17 protein-coding genes and 1 tRNA gene are annotated in these 15,665 nt (G+C 51.7%); all 18 read left to right on the top strand.

Features of this window, described 5'->3' with window-relative positions:
• The first annotated feature begins 205 nt into the window (after positions 1-205).
• Positions 206-748 (top strand): DUF177 domain-containing protein, encoded by a 543-nt coding sequence (locus NZ653_05320; protein ID MCS7286537.1) that lies wholly within the window; start codon positions 206-208, stop codon positions 746-748.
• A 21-nt stretch (positions 749-769) separates the two neighbouring features.
• Positions 770-955: a 50S ribosomal protein L32 gene (gene rpmF / locus NZ653_05315; protein ID MCS7286536.1), complete on the top strand. Its 186-nt coding sequence runs from the start codon at positions 770-772 to the stop codon at positions 953-955.
• Positions 956-974: 19 nt separating this feature from the next.
• Positions 975-1,925 carry an enoyl-[acyl-carrier-protein] reductase FabK gene (fabK, locus tag NZ653_05310; protein MCS7286535.1) on the top strand — a complete coding sequence of 317 codons (951 nt, stop codon included), beginning with the start codon at positions 975-977 and terminating at the stop codon, positions 1,923-1,925.
• Positions 1,922-2,887 carry an ACP S-malonyltransferase gene (gene fabD / locus NZ653_05305; GenBank protein ID MCS7286534.1) on the top strand — a complete coding sequence of 322 codons (966 nt, stop codon included), beginning with the start codon at positions 1,922-1,924 and terminating at the stop codon, positions 2,885-2,887. Before fabK ends, fabD begins: the two co-directional genes overlap by 4 nt.
• Positions 2,868-3,386 (top strand): hypothetical protein, encoded by a 519-nt coding sequence (locus tag NZ653_05300; protein ID MCS7286533.1) that lies wholly within the window; start codon positions 2,868-2,870, stop codon positions 3,384-3,386. The genes fabD and NZ653_05300 overlap by 20 nt, the downstream gene beginning before the upstream one ends.
• A gap of 77 nt (positions 3,387-3,463) precedes the next feature.
• The gene (fabG, locus tag NZ653_05295; GenBank protein ID MCS7286532.1) at positions 3,464-4,207 is read left to right on the top strand and encodes a 3-oxoacyl-[acyl-carrier-protein] reductase; all 744 of its coding nucleotides are present in this window, start codon (positions 3,464-3,466) and stop codon (positions 4,205-4,207) included.
• A 1-nt stretch (position 4,208) separates the two neighbouring features.
• Positions 4,209-4,535, top strand: coding sequence for an Asp23/Gls24 family envelope stress response protein (locus NZ653_05290; protein MCS7286531.1), 327 nt, complete (start codon positions 4,209-4,211; stop codon positions 4,533-4,535).
• 3 nt (positions 4,536-4,538) lie between these two features.
• Entirely contained in the window at positions 4,539-4,994 is a 456-nt protein-coding gene (gene nusB / locus NZ653_05285; protein MCS7286530.1) for a transcription antitermination factor NusB, read from the top strand.
• Positions 4,991-5,224 carry a Sec-independent protein translocase protein TatB gene (gene tatB / locus NZ653_05280; protein MCS7286529.1) on the top strand — a complete coding sequence of 78 codons (234 nt, stop codon included), beginning with the start codon at positions 4,991-4,993 and terminating at the stop codon, positions 5,222-5,224. The genes nusB and tatB overlap by 4 nt, the downstream gene beginning before the upstream one ends.
• Complete coding sequence (tatC, locus tag NZ653_05275) at positions 5,193-5,927, top strand: twin-arginine translocase subunit TatC (protein MCS7286528.1); 735 nt, start codon at positions 5,193-5,195, stop codon at positions 5,925-5,927. Before tatB ends, tatC begins: the two co-directional genes overlap by 32 nt.
• A gap of 13 nt (positions 5,928-5,940) precedes the next feature.
• Complete coding sequence (locus NZ653_05270) at positions 5,941-7,278, top strand: cyclic 2,3-diphosphoglycerate synthase (GenBank protein ID MCS7286527.1); 1,338 nt, start codon at positions 5,941-5,943, stop codon at positions 7,276-7,278.
• Between the two features lie 167 nt (positions 7,279-7,445).
• Positions 7,446-8,390, top strand: coding sequence for an ABC transporter ATP-binding protein (locus NZ653_05265; GenBank protein MCS7286526.1), 945 nt, complete (start codon positions 7,446-7,448; stop codon positions 8,388-8,390).
• Positions 8,387-9,811 carry a stage II sporulation protein M gene (locus NZ653_05260; GenBank protein ID MCS7286525.1) on the top strand — a complete coding sequence of 475 codons (1,425 nt, stop codon included), beginning with the start codon at positions 8,387-8,389 and terminating at the stop codon, positions 9,809-9,811. The genes NZ653_05265 and NZ653_05260 overlap by 4 nt, the downstream gene beginning before the upstream one ends.
• Positions 9,804-10,568, top strand: coding sequence for an MBL fold metallo-hydrolase (locus NZ653_05255; protein ID MCS7286524.1), 765 nt, complete (start codon positions 9,804-9,806; stop codon positions 10,566-10,568). The genes NZ653_05260 and NZ653_05255 overlap by 8 nt, the downstream gene beginning before the upstream one ends.
• A 101-nt stretch (positions 10,569-10,669) precedes the next feature.
• Positions 10,670-10,751 (top strand) — tRNA-Leu (locus NZ653_05250).
• 102 nt (positions 10,752-10,853) lie between these two features.
• On the top strand, positions 10,854-11,381 hold the full coding sequence (locus NZ653_05245; GenBank protein ID MCS7286523.1) for a hypothetical protein: 528 nt from the start codon (positions 10,854-10,856) through the stop codon (positions 11,379-11,381).
• A gap of 10 nt (positions 11,382-11,391) precedes the next feature.
• A complete protein-coding gene (locus NZ653_05240; protein ID MCS7286522.1) occupies positions 11,392-13,137 on the top strand; it encodes an MBL fold metallo-hydrolase in 1,746 nt (581 codons plus the stop codon).
• Positions 13,130-15,607 carry a DUF5110 domain-containing protein gene (locus NZ653_05235; protein MCS7286521.1) on the top strand — a complete coding sequence of 826 codons (2,478 nt, stop codon included), beginning with the start codon at positions 13,130-13,132 and terminating at the stop codon, positions 15,605-15,607. Before NZ653_05240 ends, NZ653_05235 begins: the two co-directional genes overlap by 8 nt.
• The last annotated feature ends 58 nt before the right edge of the window (positions 15,608-15,665 follow it).

Genomic DNA, 15,665 nt, shown 5'->3' with positions numbered 1-15,665 from the left:
GCCCCAACCGGCCCTTAGGGATGGATAAAGGACGAAAGGTGTTGTTCCATTTTGTTCCTTTCAGCCTGGCATCTTGCACTCCTGAGAGCAGGGTTCAGCCTCGGCCTCTCGGAATCCGTATGTTAACTCGGACTTCAGCGGAAATTATTTTGACAGGGCCTGGTAAGTGTAATATAATTTGGGAACTCAAATGGAGGGGGTAAAATTGCTTAGTTTTAACGTTGCCCAACTTCTCAAAGAACCCACAGGGGCTTTCCGGGAATACGAAATACATGAGTCGGTAGAAGGCCTGGATGAAAGCTTCAGCCCGGCTGGACCCCTTGTGGGCAAGGTTGTTCTCCTTCACGCTGGTCGTTATAACATCCTGGTAACAGGCACTTTTAGAATACCCCTAAACCTCTACTGCGGCCGTTGCCTGGAGCCAGTTGTGGAAACCATTGAGTTTCAAATAAAGGAAGAGTTCAAGGCCACCATAGATGTAGACACAGGCTCTCATCTCGCCTGGGACCCAGCCGAGGTGGAGGAGAGCAACTTGATAGACTCTTCTCACATTCTGGATCTCACAGAAGTTATACGCCAGCACATTATCCTGAACATCCCGATGAAATCTCTGTGCAGGCCCGATTGCCCTGGGCTTTGCCCTAAATGTGGCCACAACCTCAATTTGGGGCCATGTGGATGCGAGGAAGAGGAAATAGATCCACGCTGGGCAGCTCTTAAAGCCCTTAAAGTTGCTCTTGAAAATTAAAACCCAAAGGAGGTGCCGGAAATGGGAGCTCTGCCCAAGAAAAAGGTTTCCAAGGGCCGAAGAGACAGGCGTCGAAGCCATTATTCCGTTAAACCTCCCCAGCTTGCGCCCTGTCCCTCATGCCACAAGCCAACCCTCCCTCACAGGGTATGCCCTTACTGTGGAAACTACCGGGGGATAAAGGTGTTAAAGGTAGAAGAAGAGTAAATCCCCTCGGGAGGACAAAATGCTAAAAACTCCTCTCTGCGATTTGTTAGGGATAAAGCACCCCATTATCCAGGGAGGAATGGCATGGGTGGCTACTGCCGAATTGGTTTCGGCTGTCTCAGAAGCTGGAGGCCTTGGAGTATTGGGGGCTGGAAACGCTCCTCCAGATTATGTAAGGGACCAGATTCGTAAGATAAAGGAGCGGACTGACAAACCTTTTGGGGTAAACGTTCCCATGTTTTCCCCTTACGTTTCTGAAGTGGTAAAGATATGCATTGAAGAAAAAGTTCCGGTAATGACAACTGGGGGAGGGAATCCAGCTCCCTTCATAGGCCTCCTCAAAGAAGCAGGGATAATAGTTATTCCGGTAGTGGCCTCGGTAGCGCTCGCCAAGCGCCTTGAACGATTAGGGGTTGATGCTCTGGTGGCCGAAGGGATGGAATCAGGTGGCCATATCGGGGACGTGGCCACCATGCCACTTGTCCCTCAGGTGGTAGATGCCGTGAAGATACCTGTTATTGCAGCCGGTGGCATCGCCGACGGACGTGGTCTTGCAGCTGCCCTTGCCCTTGGGGCTGTCGGAGTGCAGATGGGGACTCGCTTTATTTGCACTGAAGAATGCATTGCGCATCCTGTTTACAAAGAGCAAATTGTGAAAGCTCACGATAGAGCCACTATGGTGACAGGGCATAGCCTTGGTCACCCTGTTAGAGCCCTCAAAAACCCCATGGTTCACCGGTTCCAGGAATTAGAGAAGAAGGGAGCTTCAGAAGAGGAAATAATTGCCTTTGGCACCGGCGCCCTTCGTAAGGCAGTGCTGGAAGGAGATTGGGAAAACGGTTCCTTCATGGCGGGACAATCCTGTGGCCTTATACACGACATAGTCCCGGTAAAAGTCCTTATTGAGCGAATAATAGCTGAAGCAGAGGAAATTTTGACCAAAAAACTTCCTTCTTACGTTGCAAAATGAAACTAGCCTTTGTTTTCCCCGGACAGGGTTCCCAATACGTAGGTATGGGGAGAGAAGCCTTTGAGTCTTACCAGGAAGCAGCGGAAGTCTTCATGTTAGCCGATGAAATCCTTAAATTTCCCCTCTCCCGGCTTTGTTTTGAAGGCCCAGAAGAGGCCCTTAATGATACTATAAATACCCAGCCAGCTGTTTTTGTAGTTTCCCTGGCTTTATGGGAAGCATTGAAGAGTAGGATAGAAGTGGATAGAGCTCTCTTTGTAGCTGGCCACAGTCTCGGGGAATACACTGCCCTGGTGGCTTCGTGTGCTATGAGCTTTGAGGAGGGGCTTTCACTGGTAAGAACAAGGGCTTGCCTGATGAAGGAAAGCGGAGAAAAGCATCGTGGAGGAATGGCAGCCGTTATCGGAATAAACCTCCAGAAGCTTGAAGGGATATGTCAGGAAATATCTTTCCGCACAGGTTTATGTCTTAAAGTCGCCAACCATAACTCTCCAGAGCAATACGTCATCTCAGGGCATAGAGAGGCGTTGGAAGAAGCTTTCTTGGCCCTCAGAGCTGTCGGAGCTAAGGTCATACCTCTTAAAGTGAGTGGAGCCTTTCACACAGAATTGATGGCTTCAGTGCAGGAAGGATTAAAAAAGGCCCTTTCCGAAGTTAATATAAAACCTGCGGTCTGGCCTGTTGTAGCCAATACTAAGGCTTTTCCCATCCAGAATCCTGAAGAGATAGTGGAGGAATTAGCGCTACAATTGACAAGACCGGTCCTCTGGAAAGAATCGGTAGAATTCATGGCCCAGAGTGGGGTTGAAGTTTTTGTAGAGATCGGCCCTGGGAAAGTGCTTACCGGTCTTATCAAAAGAACAGCGCCAGGAGCTAGGGTTTTCAACATTGGGAACTCTTCCGAACTCGAGAGTTTTATTAAAGAACTCAAGGAGATGAACTATGGAAAAGAGGGGACTTGAGATAGCGGTGGAGGTTCCAACAAGCGTTAGAGAAGCTCTTGGGGATAAGGCCACGTTGGACCTTCTTTCGTGGTTTGTGAAGGCGATACCATCGGTGGCTGTGACTCGTGAGGAGTTTAAAGAGGTCATTTTTCGCCTTGAGAGGATGGAAGAGGATTTGAAAGGTATAAGGACGGAGCTTGCAGCTTTCAGGGAGTCTGTGGACAGACGTTTTGAATTGGTGGACAAACGTTTCGACGCCATTCACGACCGGATTGATGCCCTGAGGAAGGACATGGATGAACGCTTTGACTCGTTCCAGAGGGAAGTAAATGGCCGAATTGATGCTTTGAGAAAAGATATGGATGAGCGTTTTGACTCATTTCATAGGAGTATGGAGGCGAGGCTTGACCTTATTCAGGAGAGGATGCTGGCTCAGTCCCGCTGGCTGATTGGCTCCATAGCGGTTCTGGGCACGGTCATAAGCATCCTTCTGGCCATTGGTCAGTTTGTGAGGTGAGGAAAAGGGGCGGGGCTTTTAACTTGAAAATTTTATCTAAAGGGCTAAAATTAGAATTGAGCGCCTGGAGGGTGTAAATGAAACTTGACGGGAAGGTGGCTATAGTTACCGGAAGTTCCCGGGGGATAGGAAGAGCGATAGCCTTAAAACTGGCCTCCCTTGGGGCAAAAGTAGTGGTAAATTACAACAAAGGAGCTCAAGCGGCCCAGGAAGTGGTGGAGGAAATTAAAGCCAGAGGTGGTGAAGCCATTGCCATTCAAGCCGATGTAAGCAAATTTGAAGAGGCCCAGCGTCTCGTAGATGAATCTATCAAAGCCTTTGGCAAGGTGGATATCCTGGTTAACAACGCTGGCATAAACCGTGACAATCTCTTGGCTATGATGAAAGAATCGGATTGGGATGAAGTGATAGATACTAACCTGAAGAGCGCTTTCAATTGTTCCAGAGCCGTCCTTCGCACCATGCTCAAACAGCGCTATGGCCGCATAATTAATATTACTTCAATTGCAGGGATCAGGGGGAATCCGGGCCAGGCAAATTATTGTGCTTCCAAGGCGGGCCTTATAGGTTTTACAAAGGCCTTAGCCAAAGAGCTTGGCCCCCGCAATATCACAGTTAATGCCGTGGCTCCGGGCTTTATTGAAACCGATATGACTGCTTCTCTGCCGGAGGAGCTCAAGAGGAAGGCCATTGAACTTACTCCATTGGGTAGGGTTGGGAAACCTGAAGATGTAGCCAATGCAGTAGCCTTTCTGGCTTCCGATGAGGCCAGTTTTATAACAGGCCAGGTTTTAGCCGTAGACGGAGGTTTAGCCACTTAATATGGAGCGTGCAATCCCTGGTAAGGTTATAATATCGCCAAAAGTCCTGAAAACCATAGTCAGATTAACAGCATTATCTCACCCGGAGGTAATAGCCGTAGCCCTTCCTGGCCTTTTCAAGTTTCACGTTCCAGAGGGTGGGGTGAAGGTCAAGGTGCAGGATGATAAAGTTTGGGTTAGCCTTCACATTATTGCTAATGCTGATGTCAACATGTATAAGTTAGGGCTTGAACTTCAGAGCGAAATAGCCAGAGCCATTCAAAACATTACCGGTATGGAGGTTTCAGAAGTTAACATTCGGATAGAAGGAGTCAAGAAAAAGTCTTAGAAGATGGTCAGCAAGAAAAGGGATGCTCGCGTTCTTGCTTTACAGGCCCTCTTTGAAATTGATATAGTGGGGCACGATCCTGAAACAGTCCTGCAGAGCAGGCTTGAGGAAAATCCTTTACCTGACGAATTAGTTCAATACTTCCGGCGCCTGGTTCTGGGAGTTATTGTCAACCTCAAACAACTGGATTCCATTATAAGCAAATATGCACCTGCCTGGCCTATAAATCAGTTACCCTGTGTTGACCGTAACATCCTCAGGATTGCTCTTTATGAGATCGGTTATGTTCCTGAAACACCTGTGAAAGTGGCCATAAATGAAGCAGTGGAGCTTGCCAAACTTTTCGGAAACGATAACTCTTATCGCTTTGTAAACGGGGTGCTGGGGACTGTGGTGGAAAAGGAGGAAAGTTTCGTGATGGGCAACAGGAAAAAGAGGAAGAGGAGGAAGAAAAAATGAATTTCATGGGGATAGGCCCCGGTGAATTGCTTCTAATTCTCCTCATAGCTTTAATTGTGTTCGGGCCTGGAAGGCTTCCGGAGCTGGCGAAGGCTCTGGGTAAAAGCATTCGGGAATTCCGGGAAGCTGCCAGGGATGTTACAGCTCAAATTGCTCGTGAATTTCGGGAAGCTGAGAAAGAGTTAAAACTGGAAAATCGTGAAGGCGAAGAGAGAGGAAAGAAACAATAACGACTTATCTGAGGCCCGGATGGGTCTCTTAGAGCATTTTGAAGAGCTCAGGGAAAGGCTGATTAAGTCAGTTATTGCTTTGGTTTTAGCCATCATTTTCAGCCTTTTCTTCACTGGCAAGTTCCTCAAAATCCTCATCTCCCCCATGGGAGAACTTAAGCCCATTTTCCTTCGTCCCACAGAAATGATCATAACGTATTTGAGGGTAGCTTTCATTGCAGGTTTAGCCTTGGCTATGCCCTTTATCGTTTACCAGCTGATCAAATTCATCCTCCCAGCCCTTTATCCTCATGAAAGACGTTACCTTTACTGGCTCATCCCCGCAGCTACTCTCTCCTTCCTGGCTGGGTTAGCCTTTGCCTATTTTGTAATGTTGCCCTTTGTTGTAAGATATCTTCTCACTTTCGGAGGAGACCTGGCTAGGGCCCAGTGGACCATCGGGGAGTATATAAATTTCGTGACCAACTTCCTCTTTTGGATGGGGATGACTTTTGAGCTTCCCCTGGTTATTTATTTTTTATCCAAACTCGGCCTTATATCCCCTGAATGGCTTGGCCGGAACCGCAAGTATGCCATAGTAGTGATCGCCATAATAGCGGCGGTTATAACTCCAACACCTGACCCCTTTAACATGAGCCTTGTGATGATACCGTTAATTTTGCTTTATGAAGTGGGTGTATTGCTTTCCAAAATAGCACGCTGAAGGAGGCTAATTTATGGGCAGAAGACGTGTCATAATTATGGGAGCAGCAGGCAGAGATTTCCATAACTTTAACGTCTTCTTCCGTTCAAATCCCAATTACGAAGTTGTGGCTTTTACGGCTGCCCAAATCCCCAACATTGAGGGGAGAATATACCCACCTGAATTAGCCGGGCCTCTCTATCCTCAGGGAATCCCCATATATCCGGAAGAAGAACTTCCAGAACTTATAAAGCACTACAGCGTGGATGAAGTCGTTTTCGCCTATAGCGATGTCTCTCACGAATACGTGATGCACAGGGCATCGCTGGCTCTGGCTTGTGGGGCTGATTTCCGCCTCATGGGGGCTGAGAGCACCATGCTCAAGTCTTCAAAGCCTGTTGTAGCTGTTTGCGCTGTGAGGACCGGGAGCGGCAAAAGCCAAACCAGCCGCAGGGTTTCAAGAGTTCTCAGAGATATAGGCAGGAAAGTGGTGGTGGTCCGCCACCCCATGCCCTACGGTGACTTGAGACGGCAGGTCCTTCAGCGTTTTGCTTCCCTTGAAGATTTGGACCGCTTCGGCTGCACCATTGAGGAGCGAGAGGATTACGAGCCCCACATCGCTAACGGTTTCGTCGTATACGGTGGTGTGGACTACGAGCTCATCCTCCGGGAAGCTGAGAAAGAAGCCGATGTTATTCTCTGGGACGGCGGCAACAATGATTTCCCCTTCTTTAAACCTGACCTCCACATAGTGGTAGCCGATCCCCACCGCCCTGGCCATGAGGTCACTTACCATCCTGGTGAGACGAATTTGAGGATGGCTCACGTGGTGGTGGTAAACAAAGTAGATACTGCTAAGCCCGAAAATGTGGAAGCTGTCAAAGCCAGTGTTCGGCGGGTGAATCCCCGGGCCATCGTTATAGAGGCGGCTTCGCCCATCTTTGTGGAAAACCCCGAGGCCATAAAGGGACGAAGGGTCCTGGTCATTGAGGATGGGCCTACCCTCACCCATGGGGAAATGAGTTATGGAGCTGGAGTAGTGGCTGCCCGGAAATTCGGTGCGGCCGAGCTTATAGATCCGAGGCCTTATGCTATGGGCTCCATCGCTGAAACTTTCCAGAAGTATCCTCACATAGGACCTCTTCTGCCAGCTGTAGGATATGGAGCCAAACAAATAGAAGAGCTCGAAGCCACCATTAACGCCACACCTTGTGACCTAGTCCTGGTGGCTACTCCAATAGACCTGAGACACGTTATAAAAGTAAACAAACCTCTGGTAAGAGTTAGATACGAGCTTCAGGAAGTTAGCAAGCCGGATTTGGAAGAAGTAATAAAGCACTTCTTTGAGCTTAACCTTCAAGTGGAGCGATAATCGGTAGCGGGGGGACGTGGGCATGTCCCCTCAAAAATTTTAAAAGGGCAAGCTTCAGATACCCGCCACCTGTCCACGAGTGAGGCCTGAAGCTCCGGGCCTATAAGGATAAGAAATGGGGGTGCGGTGGCTTCACCTGGCAGGACTTTTTTCCTATTTGAAATTAAGTGCTTAAATGCTATACTTTCAGTAAGATGAGCGCAATTGTAGAAGCAGAAGGGCTTACCAAACAGTTCAATTCTCTTGTGGCGGTGGATGGAGTTACCTTTCAACTTCAAGAAGGGGAAATTCTGGCCCTCCTGGGACCGAATGGAGCTGGGAAAACCACCACCGTGCGATTGTTGGCTTCAGTCCTGGTGCCTACTTCCGGAACGGCGCGGGTAGCCGGGTATGATGTTGTGAGACAGGCCAGGGAAGTGCGGCGTTCGGTTGGTCTGCTTACCGAGTTCCCCGCTCTCTACCTCAGGATGACAGCTGACGAATACCTGGATTTTTTCGGCAAGCTTTACGGGGTTTCCTCAAAGGAGCTTGCCTTAAGGAAAAAATTGCTTCTGGAGCGGTTCGGTCTTATAGAAGCGAGGGGCAGGCGGATAGGGGAATATTCCAAGGGGATGCGCCAGAAACTGGCTCTGGTGAGGGCTATGCTCCATAGTCCCTTGGTCCTTTTCCTGGATGAGCCCACTTCGGCCATGGACCCTCAAAGCGCCAGAATCGTGAGGGAGGCCATAATGGAACTCAGAAAAGAGAAGCGTACTGCCATCATTTGCACCCACAACCTGTTTGAGGCGCAAGCTCTGGCCGACCGAATAGCCGTAATTAGCAGGGGTAAGATCGTAGCCATTGGCACTCTGGAAGAACTCCGCAAGCGCTACTTTGGGGCCCCTCTTCTGGAATTGAAGCTCGCCCGTCCTTGCAAAGAAGCGGCCTCTCTGGTCAGGCGTTTCGCTCAGGTGGAGGAAGAAGGGGAAGATTTTGTGCGCTACAGAACCGATGAACCCGTCAGGGTTAATCCTGGCATAATAAAAGCTTTGACCGAAATCGGGGCGGAGGTGCTTTACCTCCAGGAACTTCCTGCCACTTTGGAGGAAATATACCTCAGGATTGTATCATGAGTTCCCTGCTGGCCATCCTGACTCTGGTTTCCAAAGAATTGAAGGATTCGCTGCGGGATTGGCGTATCATGGCGCCCATAGCCATCCTGACTCTTTTCTTCCCCTGGCTTATGGATATAACGGCCCAATTGGCCAGGGATTTTGTGCTCCGCTATGGCGCTTTTATCATCGCCGAAAGGATGTATCCATTCCTCCTGATGGTGGTAGGGTTCTTCCCTATAACCTTTTCCCTCGTGATCGCTCTGGAGTCCTTTGTGGGCGAGAAGGAGAGGCTTACTTTAGAGCCACTTTTGGCTTCGCCTCTATCGGACCTGGAGCTTTTCCTGGGCAAATTTTTGGCTTCCCTTATTTTGCCTCTTGGGGCCAGTTTCCTCGGGATTTCCATTTACGTGGCAGGCCTCTATTACTCAACCGGTTACTTCCCACCTCTTGTGCTTTTGGCCCAGATTTTAATCCTTACTTTCTGTGAAGCCCTCGTTATGGTTGCTGGTGCAGTGGTCATTTCTCATAATGCCACAAGTGTTAGAGCCGCTAACCTTCTGGCCAGTTTCATTATCGTGCCGATGGCTTTGGCCGTTCAAGGTATAAGCATCGCTATGTTCTGGGCCAATTACAACGTTATATGGCTGGCCGTTGCGGGAATGTTTGTCGTTACGGTACTCCTTGTAAGGATGGGGTTAGCCCTCTTCAACCGAGAACATCTCCTTACGACTCATCTGGAAAGATTTGATTTCAGGAGCTGGGGAGAAGCTTTCGGGTCTCTATTCCTGAGGCGTCCGGGAAATGAGGGGAAATCTCTATCGCTTATGGGCTTCTACCGAAGGGAATTGGGCCTTATCCTGACCGAGCTAAGGCTTCCGTTGATTTTCGTGGGCATAATGGCTTTGGCTGGTCTGGCTGGAGGCCTCGGCTTTGCCTTTCTTCATCCGTATCCTGAACTCATTTTGCCAGAGGATTTTGACCTTAGTAAATTGAAGGGTGTATCCTGGGAATTCTTGCCTCCGTTGCAAACCCGGGCGATTTTTTTCCACAACTTGCGAACTTTGACGCTTTCTTCCCTTCTTTCCATCGTAACCCTGGGAGTTATGCCTTCCATAGCGGTTATTCTGAACATGGGGCTTTTAGGGTTTGTAGGGGGAGAAATTGCAATTCTGGGGCAAAAACCTTTGCTTTTTGCGGCTTTTATCTTACCACACGGCATCTTTGAGATTCCTGCGGCCATCCTTGCGATAGCCGCCGCCCTGAGGGTAGGGGCAGTTCCCGTATCACCTGCAGTTAAGGGGCGGTTTCGGGAAGCGCTTCTGCTGGCAATAGCCGATTGGGTCAAAATTTTGCTCTTTATCGCTATACCTTTGCTCCTGATAGCGGCTTTCGTGGAAGCTAATATAACGCCTATTGTGGTGAGGTGGTTATATGAGTGACAGGGCCCGGATTGTATTTCTGGGGTCAGCAGCTTCTCTCGCCTCAGCCGAGGCGGATAGTTTCTATATGGCTCTGGTAGAACCAGGAGGAGGGATTTTTCTGCTGGATTGCGGGGGGAGCCCGATCCATAAGCTTCTGAAAGCTGGCCTTAGCCCTCTTTTTCTGCAAGGAATTCTCCTTTCTCACCATCATCCTGATCATCTGTATGGCCTTCCTTACCTTATTCAGGGGCTATGGCTCATGGGCCGCAGGGAGCCGCTCCCCATCTGGGCCATGCCCGAAGGTTGCGATGCTGTCAGGAAATTGATGGAGGTTTGGGATTGGTCAGCTTTTAGGGGTTTTCGTGGAGTTGAGTGTCACCCGATTGAGCCCAGGGAAATGGCGAAGGTTCTGGAGAGCGAAGCTTTTGAGATAACGGCTTCTCCCGTGGACCACTTGATTCCTTCTCTGGCCTTTCGCATAAGGTCAAAGCTTTCAGGTAAAGCAGTGGTGTGTTCAGGGGATACTGCCCCGAGTGAGAAAGTGGTGCGTCTGGCGGAAAAGGCTTTCATTTTAGTTCATGAGAGCACCGGGCTTTTCCCTGGCCACTCTTCGGCTTACCAGGCTGGAGAAATAGCCAGAAAAAGCCAGGTTTCGCTCTTAATTCTAGCGCACTTTAACCCTATGATGGATCCTGAGGAATTAGTGGAAGAGGCTCAGCGAGCCTTCAATGGGCCGGTAAAACTTGCCTCTGATGGTGATGTTTACGAGTTCTAACGGGCTCGGATGCATGCGTGGTCAGGTTGTTCTGAACCTTCGTCGCTTTTCAGCGAGGGTTTTACCTTGCTCAACAGGCCATGTTGGGTTATAATTTTAATGGGCCGGTGGCGGAATGGCAGACGCGGGGGACTTAAAATCCTCTGGGTGATCCCCGTGCGGGTTCAAATCCCGCCCGGCCCAATTTTACTTTAGCTAAGCAGAAGCTGGAAGATTTGCGGGAAGCGAGGATTTCTTTCCGTGATATCCCGGTTTATTTGGTGCATTACTATCAGGCCCATTTTGATGAGAGCCAAAAAGCCTGTGGAAGACTACCGACCTATGGTGGAAGTCCAGGGCTGTGCCGAAGCCTGGCACTGTCTGGAGGGAAGTTACGGCGGTTATCTGGGGAATGTGCGAACCACCTGGGAGCGGGTGACAGAAGAAAACCGCAGGGAAGCAGATGAAGGTCGGCAAACCCCTTACTTGGGGGTGGAAATTCGCTGTGCCCTCATAGAGGCCAGCATCCATTCCCTGGCGAAAAACATCCCGCCGAAGTTGATAGCGGCGCTGGCTTTTATCTGCCAGATGCCAGATGAGCACCAGTGCGCTTCAGCCCTTTACCTCCTGGCCTTTCGCCTGTCCCCGGACCTCTACCCGGAAGTCTTGGCTGCTATAGCTGAAATTCTGTCTGTTCTGGCTCGCCGCACCCGCAGAGACTTGCTATCAGACTTCCAGGCCCTGGCTCCGGTTATCCACGCCTTGGGTGGAGAACAGGCGGTTGTGGAAACTTTCCAGGCCATTCAGGATACCGGCCGCTGGTGGCCCTTTTAAACGCAAACTGATGGGAGGTCGTGCGATATCGCCAACGATCACTTGCTATGGTGGAATAAACGAAATAGGGGGCAACAAGATTCTCCTGGAGGATGGGGCCGTCCGCATTTTTCTGGATTTCGGCCACCCCTTTGACAGCTACAGCAGGTATTTTGATGAAATCTTCATAAAGGAAAGGTCCTCCAGAGGACTAATGGACCCGATGGTGCTGGGCCTTCTGCCGCCCCTGGAAGGATTGTATCGGGAGGATCTGATCCCGGTTTTGGATTCCTCCTTCCTTAAATCCTGGATGGAAACCGATGGGAAGAAGGAAAGAAAACGGGTGGAAAAGGATGAAAAAGCTTATGAGGACTTTTGGAGTCATTTCCGCCATTGGCCAGATTACAGGGATCTGAGGCGAGATGGCCCCCCAGTGGATGCTATTCTCATCTCCCACGCCCACCTGGACCATTCAGGTGACCTGCTTTTCGTGCAGCCTGATATAGCCGTGTTCTCTTCCCTCATGACCGCCCTGGTTGCCAAGGCGATTCAGGACAGCGGAAAGCCCGGTTCCAGCGGAGTGGTTTACGTAAACCCTCAGGCTATTAGCGAAAAGGGGATGCTGGAAGGAGACCGAACCAGAGGTTATATCTGGCGAAACTGGAATTTTCTGGACCAAAGCCCGCAAGGGACAGTCCAGGAAAATGACCCTTTCGCCAGCGCCGCTAGCTTCTGGCAGTGGCGCCCAGCCAAGCAGGATAAAGCTATTTCTATCGCTACTTCCACTGGCTCTCTTCCCCTGGAAGTGCTCTGGTGGCCTCTGGACCACTCCATCTTTGGAGCCTGCGGTTTTGCGGTAGAAACCTCTGTCGGCTGGGTCGCTTACACCGGCGATATCCGGTTCCACGGCGCTCACGGGTCTTTAAGCTGGCGTTTCGCCGAGGAGCTCGCCGCCCTTAAACCGCTGGTTCTCATCTGCGAGGGGACCAACCTGAAGGTAGAAGAATACCTTAAGATAACAGAAGAAGAGGTCCAGTCCCGATGTTTAGACACAGTTCGGAAGTCGGGAAGAGAGCTGGTCATAGCCGATTTCGCCCCGCGAAATGTAGAGCGGTTGATGGCTTTTGTGGAAATCGCCCGCAATACCGGCCGATCCCTGGTAATCCTGCCCAAAGATGCATATTTGCTTTCGGCCATGCATCTGGCAGCCCCTGAATTGGTGCCAGACCTCAGAGATGAGCCGTTGCTTTTTATCTACGACGATCCCAAAGTCCGCCTGGACAGGTGGGAAGAAATTACCCGGCAGTTCTACGGCGGGAAACTGGTGGGCCCTCAGGACATTCGGAAAGACCCGGGCAATTACATTCTGGCCTTCAGCCTCTGGGATATGGCTGATTTGCTGGATCTGGAATATCTAATGAGAAAAAGCCCGATGGGTGGCGTTTACATCTACTCCAACAGCAAAGCCTACGATGAGGAGCAAAGGGTAGACTTGGGGCGACTCTGGAGCTGGCTTCGGCACTTCGGGATGAAGCCGGTGGGTCTGGAACTTAAAGGAGCAGGGGAAGTGGATGTAACGCCAGGATACCACGCCTCTGGCCACGCCAGCAGAGAGGAACTGATCCGGTTCGTGAAAGAGGTTCGTCCCCGTGTTCTTATTCCCATCCACACTGACCGGCCGGAAATCTGGCTGGAAGAGCTGCGAGGGACCGGTATAAAGGTAGAAATCCCTTCCTATGCCCGGCCAATATCCCTTAAGGAGGTCAGCTATGGATAACCCGCTGGTTCTGCTGATACGAGGCATCAGGATTTTGGGGTTTAAAACTACCTGGGCCGGTGTTGTCCACGCCATCCGGACCCGCTGGGTTGAAGCAAAGTATGCCGACCCCCGGCGTCCTCTGCGGGGGCTATCGCTTCTGAGGGCTTTCCTGCGTCGCCTATCAATCCCTCCGGGCGCTTTCCCTCCTCCTGGTCCCATCGCTTTCACCCCAGGCCCACTCTTGTCCTATCGCGAAGAGGAAAGAACTCTCCAGTGCCGCTTCGCCCATGCCACTCTGACCCTTAAAGCCCTCGCTCCCGACCTCATCTGGTTTTCCTGGCAGCCGGAAAGTCCGGCGCTAACCCCAAGGCTCGCACCGGGCCCGGAAATCCTTGAGTTCCGTACCGACCAGCTCACCTGCCGCATTTCTGGCGCCGATGGTCGCCTCACCATTGCCGATGCTAACGGTGCTGTTGTTGCTGAAGAAGCTGCCCCAGCCGGTTGGACCGCCGATGGGCGTCTCCTCCTGCGGTGGAAAATGCCTCCCGATGCCCACTTTTATGGCCTGGGTGAGCGAGCCGCTCCACTGGACCTGCGGGGTGGAGTTTACATCAACTGGAATACAGACCCCCGCACATACGGTCCCGGCGATGACCCCCTATATCTCTGCGTCCCTTTTCTGCTGGTGCTTCATTCCGGAGGAGAGCAAGCTTTCGGCCTTCTTCTGGAAAACTCAACCCGCAGCCGGTTTGACCTGGGGCGAACCGACCCGGGCACCATAACAATAGAGCTGGACGAATCAGGGGCGGATTGGCTTTTCTTCCATGCGCCCACTGTTTCCAGGCTTGTAGAGCGGTTTACTGGGGAAACAGGCCGTCACCCCCTTTTCCCCCGCTGGGCTCTGGGCTACCACCAGAGCCGCTGGTCCTACTACCCTGAAGAGCGTGTCCGTCGCCTGGCTCGCGACTTCCGTGAAACCTATAAAGTTCCATGCGATGCCATTTATTTTGATATCCACTACATGGACGGCTACCGGGTCTTCACCTGGAACAGGCGCCGCTTCCCTGATCCGGCGGGTCTGATAGCTGATCTCCATGGGCAGGGATTTAAAGTGGTCACCATTGTAGACCCCGGGGTCAAAATTGACCGCAAGTACCGGGTTTTCCGGGAAGGCCTCAAGCAAAATATGTTCTGCCGCTACCCCAATGGCCGCCTGTTCATCGGTCCGGTGTGGCCTGGAAACTGCGCTTTCCCCGACTTTACCGATCCGCGCGTCCGGGAATGGTGGGGGGATCTGCACCGGGAGCTTGTGGCAATTGGCGTGGATGGCATCTGGGACGATATGAATGAACCAGCTCTCTTCGGAGAAGAGGGAGCCACGATTCCGGAGCCGGTCTGCCACAGCATGGAGGGCAAAGGGGGGAACCACCGTCAGGCCCACAACCTCTACGGGTTAAATATGGCGCGCGCCACTGCAGAAGGCTTGGCCCGATTGCGCCCCGACCGCCGCCCCTTCGTGATAACCCGCTCTGGCTGGACTGGGGTCCAGCGCTACGCTGCCCACTGGACCGCTGACAACCGTTCGGACTGGGCATCGCTCCGGCAGACGTTACCGATGGTGCTCAACCTGGGGCTTTCAGGGATTGCCTTCACCGGGTCCGACATCGGGGGTTTTGAAGGGTGGCCTACAGGAGAGCTCTTCACCCGCTGGCTTCAGATGAGCGTCTTTTTCCCCTTCTGCCGGGCCCATACTTCCATCACCAGCCCTGATCAGGAACCCTGGTCCTGGGGGGAGCCATACCTGAGCATTAACCGGGAGTTTATCCGGTTGCGCTATCGTTTGCTTCCATACCTTTACACCGCCCTCTGGCAGTGCACTCAAACGGGAATCCCCATCGTTCGTCCCCTTTTGCTGGACTTTCAGAAAGACCCCGTAGCCCAAACGCTGGACGATGAGTTCCTCTGCGGGGATGCCTTGCTGGTCGCACCGGTGCTGGAAGAAGGAGCAACGAAGCGGCGGGTCTATCTTCCGGCCGGGCACTGGTATGACTTCTGGATAGACGCCATTTTTGAAGGACCAGCGTGGATAGAAATGGATGCGCCTCTGGAGCGGATTCCGGTCTTCGTGCGGGCTGGGGCGGTAATTCCCCAGGGGCCGGAGATGGATTACGTGGGCCATCGCCCTACTAACCCCCTGGTTTTGCACCTTTATCCCCCAGCAGGAGAACAGGAAATGACCAGTTTCCTCTACGAAGACGACGGAGAAACCCTGGCCTATCAACGGGGAGAATATCTGCTGCATCGGTTCTCCCTTAGCAGAAAGGGCAGCGAAATATTCTTCACGTGGTCTATGGAAGGTGCTTTCACCCCTCCCCTGCGGCGAACTGATGCAGTTGTCCACTGGGGCGAGGGCCTCAGGCCAGCTTGCCTTATATACATAGCCCCGGGGCAAATTTCCATAGCTTTACCGTCCGACAGGTCTGCATAAAGCCCTTTTCTCCGCACAGGAGCCGAAGCGTCCCGATTGCATTCCCCACAGAAAGCTT

The sequence above is a fragment of the Anaerolineae bacterium genome (assembly GCA_025062375.1).
GTDB lineage: Bacteria > Chloroflexota > Anaerolineae > SpSt-600 > SpSt-600 > SpSt-600.
The sequence above is the reverse complement of the archived record's forward strand: the minus strand, read 5'-3'. Positions and strand labels throughout refer to the sequence as shown.

Excerpts from the sequence above, each read along its gene's own strand:
- fabK (MCS7286535.1), top strand. The coding sequence starts at position 975 with ATGCTAAAAACTCCTCTCTGCGATTTGTTAGGGATAAAGCACCCCATT.
- NZ653_05260 (MCS7286525.1), top strand. The coding sequence starts at position 8,387 with ATGAGTTCCCTGCTGGCCATCCTGACTCTGGTTTCCAAAGAATTGAAG.
- nusB (MCS7286530.1), top strand. The coding sequence starts at position 4,539 with ATGGTCAGCAAGAAAAGGGATGCTCGCGTTCTTGCTTTACAGGCCCTC.
- NZ653_05245 (MCS7286523.1), top strand. The coding sequence starts at position 10,854 with ATGAGAGCCAAAAAGCCTGTGGAAGACTACCGACCTATGGTGGAAGTC.
- NZ653_05240 (MCS7286522.1), top strand. The coding sequence starts at position 11,392 with ATGGGAGGTCGTGCGATATCGCCAACGATCACTTGCTATGGTGGAATA.
- NZ653_05270 (MCS7286527.1), top strand. The coding sequence starts at position 5,941 with ATGGGCAGAAGACGTGTCATAATTATGGGAGCAGCAGGCAGAGATTTC.
- rpmF (MCS7286536.1), top strand. The coding sequence starts at position 770 with ATGGGAGCTCTGCCCAAGAAAAAGGTTTCCAAGGGCCGAAGAGACAGG.
- NZ653_05300 (MCS7286533.1), top strand. The coding sequence starts at position 2,868 with ATGGAAAAGAGGGGACTTGAGATAGCGGTGGAGGTTCCAACAAGCGTT.
- NZ653_05255 (MCS7286524.1), top strand. The coding sequence starts at position 9,804 with ATGAGTGACAGGGCCCGGATTGTATTTCTGGGGTCAGCAGCTTCTCTC.
- NZ653_05290 (MCS7286531.1), top strand. The coding sequence starts at position 4,209 with ATGGAGCGTGCAATCCCTGGTAAGGTTATAATATCGCCAAAAGTCCTG.
- fabD (MCS7286534.1), top strand. The coding sequence starts at position 1,922 with ATGAAACTAGCCTTTGTTTTCCCCGGACAGGGTTCCCAATACGTAGGT.
- tatB (MCS7286529.1), top strand. The coding sequence starts at position 4,991 with ATGAATTTCATGGGGATAGGCCCCGGTGAATTGCTTCTAATTCTCCTC.
- NZ653_05235 (MCS7286521.1), top strand. The coding sequence starts at position 13,130 with ATGGATAACCCGCTGGTTCTGCTGATACGAGGCATCAGGATTTTGGGG.
- fabG (MCS7286532.1), top strand. The coding sequence starts at position 3,464 with ATGAAACTTGACGGGAAGGTGGCTATAGTTACCGGAAGTTCCCGGGGG.